This window comes from Pseudomonas aestiva (assembly GCF_039908605.1).
Lineage (GTDB): Bacteria > Pseudomonadota > Gammaproteobacteria > Pseudomonadales > Pseudomonadaceae > Chryseomonas > Chryseomonas aestiva.
In genome coordinates this window covers 2,506,111-2,517,179 of sequence record NZ_CP150916.1, presented here as the reverse complement: position 1 = coordinate 2,517,179, position 11,069 = coordinate 2,506,111, and the positions used below count along the sequence as shown (strand labels likewise).

Genomic DNA, 11,069 nt, shown 5'->3' with positions numbered 1-11,069 from the left:
CGGGTTCCTACTGGTGGGCGATCTTGTTGAGCGACTGCAGCTGGGCGTCGCTGAGGTAGGTGTGGGCGCCGTAGCGCTCGAACTGGTCGCGGATATCGGTGGTGAACTGGATCTCCCAGTCGGTATCCGCGCCGTCCTCAGCGGCGGCCAGCAGGGCGGTGAACTGCTCGACGCGGTCGAACAGCTCCTCTACGGTCCGGCTGGCCATGGCCATCACTCCATGCTGAAGTCGTCTGTGTCGACCTGGGCGGCACCGGTGTCAGCCTTTTCCGGCTTGGTGTCAGCCTTTTCGGCCGATATGTCGCGTTTCTCGGCCTCGGTGTTAACCGATTCGGCCTTTTCGTCACGCTTTTCCGGCTCGGCGTCCAGGATCTCGCCGGTGGCGGTATCGACGTTCCGGGGCGCGGCCTCGGCCTGGCGGAGGGCGTCGATGTCCACCGCGTAGTTCCCGCCGGCATCAGGCTTCGCGTCGAAGACGTCGCGGACCTCTTCCTCGGTCTGCAGGCCCATGCCCAGATCCGGCGCGTAGGCGCGCTGCCAGAACGCCGCAGCGCGGTAGACGAACATCTGGTCGGGCATCGTCTTCCACTTGCTGCCGCTCTTGCTGGCCCAGCCCTCGGCGTTGACCATCTGCCAGGTCACCCAGATGCCGTCGAGGCGCTCGCCGGTCTCCTTCTCGATGGCCCAGGCGCGGCAGCCGAAGTCCGGCTTGCCCGCTTCGCCTTTCCACTCGTAGCGCAGCGCGCTGAAGCGGCCGCAGGTGTTCACCGTGGCGATCAGGAATTTGCTCGACCAGCTCGGGGTGCCGTGCACCACGTAGAGGTTCTGCATCACCATCAGCGGGTTCGCGCCGATGCGCTGGGCCATGTCCAGGGCGATCAGGCAATTCGGCAGGTTGCCTTGGTACTGCTTGGGCACCAGGTCGGATTGGACGAAGGCCTTGGCGATGCGCTGCATCAGTTCGAAGCCTTCCAGGTTGAAGAAGCTCATCGACACCGGCATCTGCTCACGCGCCGGGCGTTGCTGCAGCGACTGCAGCGTGGAGGTGTTGCTCATGGGTCACCCCTTGTAGGGACAGGTGGGATAGCGCGGGCAGTACCGTGCGGAGCACAGCACCGATTTCGGGTTGCCGTAGAACAGGCCGCCATGGATTAGGCGGGAGGCCATCTGGAGCAGGCCGGGGTTGTCTTCATCGCCGACCAAGGCCTGGCGGGCGCCTGTGACCTCGCCGCGGCCTACGCACGGGCCGGCGCCGGTCTTCAGGCCGATGATCTCGGCGGGCGCCGTCAGCGGCTGGCCGATGGCGAACTCGGCGAGTAGCTCGTAGACGCCAAGCTGCGGTCGGTGGCCGGCGGTGACCGCGACGCCGGTAGAGCCCACGGCGCGGGCGCCACTTTTCAGGTCGCTGATGCCCAGCTGTCCATCCACCCGGCGGATGCGGTCGGTGGTGCCGGTGAGCGCCAGACCCAGGTCGCTGATCTCCAGGCGCGCACACGTCACCTCGATGCCGACATAGTCCTGGGTGGGCGCGATGTCGGCGCAATAACGGCTGTGCAGCGTCAGACCGATGCGCTCGACCTGCTTCGGCCCGCTGTCCTCCCAGTCGACCTCGTGCTCTGGGTTGTAGAGGGTGTCGACGAACAGGCCGGCCGCGTCGTCCGCGCTGATCGGCGCGCCATCCATGGTCGCCTGGTCGAACAGAGCGGTGGATGCGTGGATCGACGTGCCCAGGTGCGCCGCCCCGCTGGAGCGGCTGCGCATGCCGAGGAGGTGCTTCGCTTCCCAGCGCGCCGGGCAATCGAACAGCTCGGCCAGCGAGCTGGCGCGGATGGTGACGATGTTCACGACGCCACCTCGACCGACCAGCGCCGACCAGGCCGGCGCATCATCGGGGAGCGGATCGGGGTGTCGATCAGCCGGGTCTCCGGCGGCAGGCCCAAGGCCTCGGGCAGCGACTGCCTGGTGCGCAGCAGCAGGGTGTGGCGCGCTTCAGCCTCGGCGACCTGGTCGGCGGTGATGGTAGGGGCGGAGGAGGTGGTCATGCTGCACCGCCTTCGGTCTTGCGGTAGCCGAGCCTGTGCAGATCCTCTGCAGTGATCCGATAACTCCTGAAGCCCACTATGTAGAAATCGTTCGCCAGCTCCGAAATCTCTTGCTCCCGCTTTTCGGCCGCAATTTGTTCGGGTGTGGGCGCTGGGCGAAATGCCTGCTCTGTCCCTTGACCCACTAGGCGAGTGCCATCGTGCTGGGTATAGACATAAGCGGCGCAAGGCTTGGTCTCGCCATCGAAGTGGGCAATGACCTCGCAGAGCACGAAGGTGGGAAATTCTCCGTGCCCGCTCTTTACCTCGCACACGATGCCCACCGGCGGCAGGCCTTCGCCGGACCAAGGCGCCGGCCTTGGAATCATGGCATTGATCAAATTCATATCGGCCCGACCATAAAGAACCCAGTGGCCGCCGCAGCCAGCGTATTCCCACTCACCGGTGCGAAGACCTGGCTTCATGAAACCGAGACTGCATGCGTTTCCACGTGAGTCCCAGTGCGTCGCGCCTTCCGGCGCCTTGCTCCAGTCGATAGTCATGCCGCAGCACTCCCAAACACTCGGCCGCGATACAGCGTGTCGGCCTGGTTCATGAACAGCAGCCATTCGCGGCTGCTGATGAGGAGCTGATCGCTGGCCAGCTCGATCTTGGCGTCCGCCCGGGCCTTCACGATGGAAGGCTCGATAGCGGTATCAATGGCGTTGATCTCGCGGCGGATTGATTCACGGGCGCGCTCGGCGCGTTCGATGTGGTCCATCAGGCGGCATCCTTTCTGCGTTGGTATTCGATCCAGCCGCGCTCGTCTTCCTCGTCGGCCAGGTGTTGGGTGTAGGCGCGGTCGGCGTGCGGCTCGCACAGGTCGGCGGCGATGGCCAGCACTTCGGCCCGGCCGCCCATGACGGCAAACAGGTGGCCGTCTGCAGGGTCGCCGCGGCTGTTCAGCACCGCGCCGAGCAGCAGGGCCTCACGGTCTGCCTGGAAGTGGTTGTCGGCCTCGCGCTTGGCGTCGAAGGCGAGCAGCAGGGCCATGTAGAAGTCGAGCGGTTCAACAACGGTGGCGCCGTCGATCTTCACCGGGTGGCCGGCGAGCAGATCCTCGGCCGCCTCGTCGAGCCATTGCTCGACCCATGCGGTCTTGGTCATGGTTGGGGTCTCGATGGGCGCCGGACGGCGCGGGGGGAATGGGTGATGCAGTGCCAGCACCTGTTGGCGTTGCTAGCTGGCGCGACTCCGTCTCCTGCATCGGGGTGTGATCTGCGCGGGTAGCGAACCCTGCCTTTGCCTGCGGCCGTTCTGCCGACCGTGCTCAGTGGCTCGCCGGGTTATCTACCCGGTGCCTCGCTTAGGTGCAGATCACACCCCGATGCAGCCTGGCGAACCAGGCGATCGGGCCGTCTTTCCGGCTGTCATCCAGTCCTCGGCACTGGCGCCGCCGTCTCCCCGCCGCTGATTGCAGGTGTCAGGTTCTCGGTGGTGGGCTTCGAGCTTCCTCCCCACAGCGGCAATCAGTGCCTATTCGCCGTGGATCAAAGGTCCTTACAACATGCACGCTGCAGCTCTGGGTGCCCGGGTGTGTGGGGCAGGGTGCATGAGGTCCGGCGCGCCCTTCGCCGAAGCTAGGCGCGCTATCTCTTTTCGGGACTGCGCATTGCATACGGGTCGCTCTCGCGGAGCGGGCCTGGTGCCCTCAATCAGCCGTCCCGGTCGCCCCTCGGGGTCGCCTTCGCGTGGGCAGGCTTTCGGGCCTGTCTGATTGCCGGTCGCCGTAGAGGCAATGCGGTCTGTGGTTTCTTTGTTGCGTCGGATTGTGAAAGAGCAGGGGCGGTGGAGCTACCCGAATCTGCGTGGTGCGCAGTTCATGGTTTGCATTTTGCGCAGAATGCTAATCTGCGTCAAGCGCAGAATTCGCAAATTCTCAGTTTCTTGCTGGCATGAAAAAGCCCGCACTCGGCGGGCTTCTTTCAAGGGGGGGGGAGGGCTAGCCATTCAGCTCTGGATTTTTCCAGGCGAACTCCACGTCATCCCCTCGACACGTCACCTCGACGATGTCGACCTCCCGCATCTCGTCCAGCACGCGTTCCCAATCGTCGTCGCAGTCCGTGTCTAGGCGCCTGACGGTGCACCGCTGTTCGAGCTGGGCATGGGGCTCGGCGATATGGGCATTGATCCGACGTGACAGGCGCTCATAGCTGGTGGTCATGGACTGGGCGGCGATTGCAGGGGTATTGCGGCGGGACATAGGACATCTCCTCTCTGTGACACTGTTCAAATATACAGTATGCGACACAGGGCGAAGCGGCAAGGTTCCAGACATGAAAAAGCCCGCGCTTGGCGGGCCTCGGCTATCAGGGGACAACTACGGGGTGACGATCACACGGGCCGTCTGGTCGTTCTCGACCGAGATTCGCTTTGCTACAAGGCCGCCTTGCGTGGACATGCCGAATTGGGTTGGCGCCTGCCAATACACATCAGAGAGGACGTAGTATTCCCCGGGGGGAACACCCGCAAATCGAAAGTTTCCATTGCCATCCGCCTGGGTGGTTCGGATGTACTGATCTTGCCGCGTGTCGGCAGGGCTCAGTGAGACATGCCGAATGAAGGTCGCTCGATACCACTCCTCCGAATAGGAGGTGACCGGGTTCAGGAGCACCTCTGAACCCGCGCCATACTTCACGTCGCCACCGACGGTTTTCATGAAGACCTGTCCCTCGACCACGCCGGTGCCCGCGCGGGGGAGCGCTTCGTACTCGGAAACGGGGAAGAACATCCGGGTCTGCGGTGGCTGTGGGGTCACGCATCCGGCAAGAGCAGCAAATGCGACCGCTGCAGCCATCAATCGAATTTCTTTCACAAGGCACCTCCATGTCGTCGAAGCAGTCATTCTAGCCACTGGATCCTGCTGGGGCGCAGAACGTGACGGACTGTCCAGATAGCGGAGTGGGCGGTACGGTCAGGATGACTAGCTAAGCTAGACAGGGGCGGCTGAATAGAGTGCTATAGCCCGACAAGGCATGACATGATTGCCTTCAACTGCTTGGGGCTTATATCGAGACTCTCGATGGCACAGTCTTGGAGCTGACGGATTAGCTGGTCTTCCAGCGTGCATACAGGCTTAACCCCGCCAGAGAAGCGCTTTGCCAGCATTTGTACTGCATTCAGTTCGTAGAACTCGTCCAGACAAACCCACGTTGCTTTTTTGAGGTAGCAACAGTGTGGGGGTAGGAAGAAGTTTTGAAAGCGGTCCGCTGGCTGGCAACCGAAGGTAACGCCTCGGCCATGCTGTTGCGATGTGGTCTTTGCCACCACTGTTACCGATGCGTCACTTCCAAGCACAACGAATAGCTTTTCGCCGGTCTCGCCATCATGGAAGTGGAACGTCTCATCGAAGAACACCGACCCTGGCGTCAACGAAGGCACTCCATCAATTCTTTGCGATCGCGCGCCACGCGCAGCAAGGCTTCTTCTTCCTGGGCACGCAGCGCAAGCTCGTATGGTATCCGCTGCTGTTTTGCTCCTTGCTGGTTATAGACCTTGTCCCAAGGCATGTTTTCGAGGTGCGTAGCCTCGATCATGTCCTCCGACTTCGTCTCAAAGAACTCTTCAGCAAGGCGCTTCATGATGCCCATCTCACGCCTGGTGAAGTTCTCAGGATTGAACTCAGCGCGAGGCTCAATGTTGAGCATCACCTGCGTCCCACCCTTGATTGACTTGTTCGTGAAGGCTACCGAGGCGGCCATATCCGGCTGAGGAACCTCAATTTCAGCCATCAAGTCGACGGGCACAGGGCCATAAGGCCAAGCACAGTAGTCCGACGCCGTTACGCTTCTTCCTGTTTCCTTGAAATGCTCAAAATCGAGGAAGTAGAGAAGCTTGAACAGCTTGATCTTGTGGCAGTGTCGGGTGTTGGTTACGAAGAAGATGATCGCTTGGATCAGCTTCTCGCGCTCATGAGTGATGAGCATGGCTCACTCCATTCGGTTATGCGCGAAGCATAGCACGACGCTAAGGTCAAGTGCCGATCACTGCACGATCTTGCTGGGAGCCACGATGAAGGGCACCGGGTGGATGTACTCGATATCGGCCAGGGCCAGGGTCCGCCGGCCAAAGGCGTCGTTGATCGACATCACGCTGATCTCCTCCTCATTGGCGTAGAGGAGCTCCTTGACCATGCTCTCGCCCTCACCATCGAAGCCCTTGAGCTTGATGTGGACGTATTCGCCGGGGATCAGTTGGGAGTTCGGCTCGCACACTGCCACCCAGCCGGAGCGGATCGCAGGGGACATCGAGTCGCCGCGGAGGCGCAGCGCGTAGGCGTCCTTGTCCCGGGTCGGGATGTCGACGTGGCCATCACTGGGTGAAAGTGCCGTCCAGTAACCCTCTGCGCCAAGCTGGGCCGTCCCCGCGATCTTCACTGACCGGAAGGGGGTCGTCAGGGAGGGGCCTGGATCTGCGTTTGATTGGTCTGCTTGCGCAAGGCTGAGCGATAGCCCCAGAGCCCCGAGCAGCTTTGATAGCAGCTCCTGGCTAGCACCCTGCTTTCCGCGTTCGAGGCGAGACAGGTTGCCAGTGTCGGTACCGACCTGGTGCGCAAGCTGCTCAAGAGTCAGGCCTTTCTTCTTCCGGGCCTGGCGGATTACGTCGCCGATTTCCATGAGCGGAATGTTCTGCTCGGGCTGCGTATTGCGCAAAGCGTACTGCGCAGATTTGGCTTGCAAATAATCTGCGCACTGCGCAGAATCCAAATCTCCAATGTCCAGGCAAGAGGTCATCCCATGACTCCTTTGAAAAAAGCCAGGATCCAGAAGGGCTGGAGACTGGCAGATGTGGTTGATCGACTTCGCGTTGCTGGCGAGGCGATCGATACCGGGAACCTTTCCCGAGTTGAAAGAGGCGTTCAGCGGCCATCCGCTGGTCTGGCCGAGAAGCTTTGCGGTGTATTCGAGGGGGATCTCACTGAGATTCACATCCTCTATCCCGAGCGCTTCGTCGAGCCGGAAGTAAATCAACCGGCGGCCTGACCATGAGCACACCCGCATTAAGCCAAGACCCATCTGCAAGGGCACGGGAGATCGAATCCCTGGTCTTGCAGCGACTCGTGTCGGTGGGCCAGAAGACCGTCGCGGACGCAATCGGCTTGTCCGAATCGACCGTGTCGCGCTGGAAGGAAGGCGAGATAGAGCGCTGGGCAAAGCTGTTTGCGCTCCTGGGACTCCAAGTCGTTCCAGTTTCTGCGGTGGTGGTCAACGCCGAATACCTGCGCTCACTCGAAACCCTGGCAGAGCTGGGGCTGAAGGCTGAGAAGAAGCGCCCAGGACCCCTGGGCTGGGATTGAGTCATGACCGCAGTTCTGGTCAACGATGATGAATGGGCCCTGTTCGCTGGCGAGCCGGCGGAGCTGCTGAAGCTCTACGTGGCCCTCAAGCGCCGCATGGACTTCGCATCGGGCATTGCCGGGCTCCAGACCAAGATCAACGAGATCGTCTTGCGCGAAGGCTTCACCGTCGACCCCATCCCTGGGCGTCCGGCACCGAAGGCAATCACACGGGAGCAGTACCGATCGGCCGTGCGACGCATGGAAAAGATCGGTGCGGTAAAGGTCATCGGACCCCTGGTGTTCGAGTTTCCCCACGCCCGAACGGATCAGTCCGCCCAAAAGAGCTACAACCGAGCTACAACCGAGCTACAACCAACGCAGCAACCGAACAACGACCAGCCAGAACCCAGCAATGGCGCGGGTTATAGGCAGGAGGAGGGTATAGCTGCAACCGGGTTATTTTTTGAGCAACCCGCTAGCAACAACCTACTTCCGGAGTCCGGTACTACAACACCACCACCATCACCGCGTGCGTGCGCAACCAACTCCCGCACCAGGTTCGCCATGACGGCGGACTGGGAGCCGAACCCGCAGACCTTCAAGGCCACGCTGACGATGAACGCCATGGCCGGCGTGCAGATCCATCCCGACCAGCTCCTGGAGTTCCGGTCGTTCTGGATCGCCAACCCTGATGAACACCGAACCCAAGCCCGCTGGGAGCACGCGCTCGCCCAGCATCTGAAACGGGAGCACCGCCATGCACAAGCCAACCCCGGAAGACCTCAAGCCCAAGCCGGTGCTCACGCTGGTCGACAACGCAGCCTCTCTGCTGTCGACCGGGTCCGCCAAGGCATCGCCGACCGAAAAGCCCGAGAAGCTGCGGCAGGAGCTGCTGGACAAGCTCTGGATGAAGATGGCGGAGATGTACGGCCACCGCTGGACGTCGAGTTTTGGCGAGAAAGCTGACCAGGACAGCGTTTGGGCGACCGTGCTGCACGACATCAGCGGCCGCCAGATCGCCAACGGGCTGACCCTGCTGGTCGAGAAGGGCGACGAGTTCGACTGGCCGCCGCCGGCGAACGTCTTCCGCCAGCTGTGCCTGCATGTGCCCGGTCTGCCCACCGAGGAGGAAGCCTGGGACCAGGCGCTGCGCGGTGAGTACAAGCACGACGCTGTCCGCGTCGCCGCCAAGCAGACCGGCACCTACGACCTGCGCACCGCGCGGCCGGACAACAAGACCCTGCGCAAGACCTTTGCGCGCAACTACTCGATCGTCCGGGCCCGGGCCGTCATGGGCAAGCCGCTTGAGGACACGATTCCGCTGGGCATCGAGCACGATCACAAGTCGCCGATGCAGGTGCAGTTCGCCCATAGCCACCAGCAGGCCCGGGACCTGATGCAAGCCCAGGGCATTCCCAACGACCCCAAGCAAGCCCGCGCCATGCTGCTGGCCAAGATGGGCATCCGGAGAGACAACCATGCGTGACTTCAAGCCAGAGGACCTGGCCCTGGTGACGGGATTCCGAGTATCGCCGCGCCTGGTCGGCCTGACCGTCGAGCTGCGGTTCCGTGCCACGCCCGGAGAGGAGTTCATCGGGCCGGATGGTGCCTGGTGGGTCAGCAAGGGCCAAGGCCCTGCCTGGGTGGTGGTCGTGAACAGCAACGGCGACTGGGATTTCGTCGAAGAGCGCCACCTGATGCCGTTACACGACGGCGCCGTCCCAGTGCGCCAGGCTGCCAAGGAGAAGGACCATGCGTGATTTCGCCGCGGTGGAATTCGTGGTGCCGGGCAAGCCCATCGGCAAGGGCCGTCCCCGCATCGGCAAGGTAGGCGCCCATGCCCGCATGTTCACCCCGAAAGAGACGGTGGCCTATGAGGGCCTGATCGCCCACGCCGCCCAGATAGCCATGGCCGGCCGGGGCCTAATCCCGCACCCCGTCATGGTCGAGCTGCAGATCCTGCTGCCGATCCCTCAATCGAAGTCGAAAAAGTGGAAGGCCCAGGCCGTCGCCGGGCAGGTGTTCCCGACCACGAAGCCCGACATGGACAACGTCATCAAGGCGATCTACGACGGCCTCAATGGCGTGGTCTGGCGCGACGACGTCCAGGTGGTGGACGCCATCGTGCGCAAGCGCTACGCCGAGACCCCGTGCGTGCGGGTCCGGATCGTACCGCTGATGACGGAGGAGGCGGCATGAGCAAGGAGCCAGACTTCCCCCTGTACCAGGCGATGGTGGATCAGGGGCTGCACGACGAGCTGACAGCCATGGGCGTGACGATGACCGGCCTCAAGACCGAGCTGGAGAAAGGGTGGCTCATGCCGCTCGGGACCTGGACCTGTGCGCACTACTTCAAGCAGACCCAGGCCGACCAGATCGGGCCGGATGGCCATGGCCGCGTTCGTCATTGGCGGTCGCTATGCGGTGTCGAGGTGACCACCAGCGACCGCGTGCCCATGTTCGACGCTGGCAACTGGCGGCACTGCCAGCGCTGCCAGCAGAAGCTGCGGAGGAAGCGGCCATGACCGACCACGTTATTCGCACCACTGCCGATCGTGACCGCCTGCTGTCCTTCCTCGCCGGCCTCGACCTATCGAAGCCCCGCAAGATCGCCATCACCGAGATCCGCAGCCAGCGCAGCGACGCCCAGAATCGCCTGCTCTGGATGTGGAACAACGCGATCCAGAAGCACTTGGCCGACAGCTTCGGCCAGTTCGCCAGCGCCCAGGAGTGGCACGAGATCCTGGTGGCGCGGCTTTGGCCCTGCGAGGTCCGCAAGGTGGCCATGCCTGGCCCGGCCGGGGGCGAGTTCAAGGTCGGCCGCGCCAAGACTAGCGGATTCACCCAGGCTCAGATGGCCGAGTACCTCGACCTCCTGGACCGCTACTGCGCCGAGCACCTCCAGCTGCTGCTGCCCCAGCCTGAGGACCTGATGCTGGCGATCTATGGACAGAGGAGGCGGGTGGCTTGAAGCCGACCCAGGGCAGAGATGGCAGGGACGCCAGCAGTTGTCTGCGCCGCCAGGTGGCCGCGCAAGTCGCAATCCAGATTTCCGAGGTATCCCCGATGCGCCTGAGTTCAGCCCGAGAAGAGTGGCACAAAGCTTTCTACCGCCCGGGCGATGGCACCAATCGCCATTGCGAGTCCCTCGCCCTGGTCGGGCAATTTCAGGACACCGAGCGCGTGCGCGGCGTGGCCGGCCTTGTGAACGAGACGATCGGCGCCCACGTCCGCAACGTGGTCGATCGCCTGCCGGCTGACCTGTTCGCCTTTGGCAATCATATGTACCACCCGGAGAACAACGACCTCTGGCGCGAGGCGGCCGAGGAGTTCGTTTTCCAACTGGCCTACCAGCGCGGCGCCCGGATGTACGCCAAGAAGTTCGCGAAGGCTGAGTTCGTGGCGAAGGCCGTGCTCTACCGGTACCGGCGACAGCACCAGGGCGGGCAGAGTGCGGCGCCAGATCCGCTGCCGACACCGGAGCGGTTCCGGGACTTCATGGATTACACCTATGGGGTAGAGCTTCGGTCGGAATCTTGGGACTCGGAGTGGGGCGACTTCATCCAGCGCTGTTTCGATGCGTGCAATGATCTCGATCAGCTAGCACTGGCACCCGTGGCGAGGCTTTTGCGGGAGATGAAAACGGCCGCTTGACCAATTTCTCGGCTGGCGGCATGATTTGTCCATTGTGTGAAGCAGCACCCAAATCT

At 62.8% G+C, this 11,069-nt stretch carries 20 protein-coding genes; 9 read left to right on the top strand and 11 right to left on the bottom strand.

Annotated features, from left to right (window positions below):
- Positions 1–7 precede the first annotated feature (7 nt).
- From AABM56_RS11750 to AABM56_RS11700, 11 genes are all read right to left on the bottom strand, one after another.
- On the bottom strand, positions 8–208 hold the full coding sequence (locus AABM56_RS11750; protein ID WP_108582189.1) for a hypothetical protein: 201 nt from the start codon (positions 206–208) through the stop codon (positions 8–10).
- A 5-nt stretch (positions 209–213) separates the two neighbouring features.
- Positions 214–1,056 carry a hypothetical protein gene (locus AABM56_RS11745; RefSeq protein WP_347883260.1) on the bottom strand — a complete coding sequence of 281 codons (843 nt, stop codon included), beginning with the start codon at positions 1,054–1,056 and terminating at the stop codon, positions 214–216.
- 3 nt (positions 1,057–1,059) lie between these two features.
- Positions 1,060–1,845: a PD-(D/E)XK nuclease family protein gene (locus AABM56_RS11740; protein ID WP_347883259.1), complete on the bottom strand. Its 786-nt coding sequence runs from the start codon at positions 1,843–1,845 to the stop codon at positions 1,060–1,062.
- Positions 1,842–2,042 carry a hypothetical protein gene (locus tag AABM56_RS11735; RefSeq protein ID WP_347883258.1) on the bottom strand — a complete coding sequence of 67 codons (201 nt, stop codon included), beginning with the start codon at positions 2,040–2,042 and terminating at the stop codon, positions 1,842–1,844. Before AABM56_RS11735 ends, AABM56_RS11740 begins: the two co-directional genes overlap by 4 nt.
- Positions 2,039–2,584 carry a hypothetical protein gene (locus AABM56_RS11730; protein ID WP_347883257.1) on the bottom strand — a complete coding sequence of 182 codons (546 nt, stop codon included), beginning with the start codon at positions 2,582–2,584 and terminating at the stop codon, positions 2,039–2,041. Before AABM56_RS11730 ends, AABM56_RS11735 begins: the two co-directional genes overlap by 4 nt.
- Positions 2,581–2,802, bottom strand: a complete 222-nt coding sequence (locus AABM56_RS11725; RefSeq protein ID WP_338546832.1) for a hypothetical protein — start codon at positions 2,800–2,802, stop codon at positions 2,581–2,583. Before AABM56_RS11725 ends, AABM56_RS11730 begins: the two co-directional genes overlap by 4 nt.
- Entirely contained in the window at positions 2,802–3,188 is a 387-nt protein-coding gene (locus tag AABM56_RS11720; RefSeq protein WP_347883256.1) for a hypothetical protein, read from the bottom strand. Before AABM56_RS11720 ends, AABM56_RS11725 begins: the two co-directional genes overlap by 1 nt.
- An 835-nt stretch (positions 3,189–4,023) precedes the next feature.
- Positions 4,024–4,284, bottom strand: coding sequence for a DUF1654 domain-containing protein (locus AABM56_RS11715; protein WP_347883255.1), 261 nt, complete (start codon positions 4,282–4,284; stop codon positions 4,024–4,026).
- 117 nt (positions 4,285–4,401) lie between these two features.
- Positions 4,402–4,896 (bottom strand): carboxypeptidase-like regulatory domain-containing protein, encoded by a 495-nt coding sequence (locus tag AABM56_RS11710; protein WP_347883254.1) that lies wholly within the window; start codon positions 4,894–4,896, stop codon positions 4,402–4,404.
- 553 nt (positions 4,897–5,449) lie between these two features.
- Positions 5,450–6,007, bottom strand: a complete 558-nt coding sequence (locus tag AABM56_RS11705; protein WP_347883253.1) for a Panacea domain-containing protein — start codon at positions 6,005–6,007, stop codon at positions 5,450–5,452.
- Between the two features lie 57 nt (positions 6,008–6,064).
- Positions 6,065–6,814, bottom strand: coding sequence for a LexA family transcriptional regulator (locus tag AABM56_RS11700; RefSeq protein ID WP_347883252.1), 750 nt, complete (start codon positions 6,812–6,814; stop codon positions 6,065–6,067).
- A 3-nt stretch (positions 6,815–6,817) separates the two neighbouring features.
- Here AABM56_RS11700 and AABM56_RS11695 point away from each other — a divergent pair, with 3 nt between their 5' ends.
- Genes AABM56_RS11695 through AABM56_RS11655 form a run of 9 tightly spaced genes read left to right on the top strand, consistent with a single transcriptional unit; the run spans position 6,818 to position 11,013 of the window.
- Positions 6,818–7,063 carry a helix-turn-helix transcriptional regulator gene (locus AABM56_RS11695; RefSeq protein WP_347883251.1) on the top strand — a complete coding sequence of 82 codons (246 nt, stop codon included), beginning with the start codon at positions 6,818–6,820 and terminating at the stop codon, positions 7,061–7,063.
- Between the two features lie 2 nt (positions 7,064–7,065).
- Positions 7,066–7,377, top strand: a complete 312-nt coding sequence (locus AABM56_RS11690) for a CII family transcriptional regulator (RefSeq protein WP_273860915.1) — start codon at positions 7,066–7,068, stop codon at positions 7,375–7,377.
- Positions 7,378–7,380: 3 nt separating this feature from the next.
- Complete coding sequence (locus AABM56_RS11685) at positions 7,381–8,325, top strand: DnaT-like ssDNA-binding domain-containing protein (RefSeq protein ID WP_347883250.1); 945 nt, start codon at positions 7,381–7,383, stop codon at positions 8,323–8,325.
- Positions 8,282–8,845: a hypothetical protein gene (locus tag AABM56_RS11680; RefSeq protein WP_347883249.1), complete on the top strand. Its 564-nt coding sequence runs from the start codon at positions 8,282–8,284 to the stop codon at positions 8,843–8,845. The genes AABM56_RS11685 and AABM56_RS11680 overlap by 44 nt, the downstream gene beginning before the upstream one ends.
- Complete coding sequence (locus AABM56_RS11675; protein WP_347883248.1) at positions 8,838–9,119, top strand: hypothetical protein; 282 nt, start codon at positions 8,838–8,840, stop codon at positions 9,117–9,119. Before AABM56_RS11680 ends, AABM56_RS11675 begins: the two co-directional genes overlap by 8 nt.
- Positions 9,112–9,558 (top strand): RusA family crossover junction endodeoxyribonuclease, encoded by a 447-nt coding sequence (locus AABM56_RS11670; RefSeq protein WP_347883247.1) that lies wholly within the window; start codon positions 9,112–9,114, stop codon positions 9,556–9,558. The genes AABM56_RS11675 and AABM56_RS11670 overlap by 8 nt, the downstream gene beginning before the upstream one ends.
- Complete coding sequence (locus AABM56_RS11665; protein ID WP_347883246.1) at positions 9,555–9,884, top strand: hypothetical protein; 330 nt, start codon at positions 9,555–9,557, stop codon at positions 9,882–9,884. Before AABM56_RS11670 ends, AABM56_RS11665 begins: the two co-directional genes overlap by 4 nt.
- Positions 9,881–10,330 carry a recombination protein NinB gene (locus AABM56_RS11660; RefSeq protein WP_145150854.1) on the top strand — a complete coding sequence of 150 codons (450 nt, stop codon included), beginning with the start codon at positions 9,881–9,883 and terminating at the stop codon, positions 10,328–10,330. Before AABM56_RS11665 ends, AABM56_RS11660 begins: the two co-directional genes overlap by 4 nt.
- Positions 10,327–11,013, top strand: coding sequence for a hypothetical protein (locus tag AABM56_RS11655; RefSeq protein WP_347883245.1), 687 nt, complete (start codon positions 10,327–10,329; stop codon positions 11,011–11,013). The genes AABM56_RS11660 and AABM56_RS11655 overlap by 4 nt, the downstream gene beginning before the upstream one ends.
- The last annotated feature ends 56 nt before the right edge of the window (positions 11,014–11,069 follow it).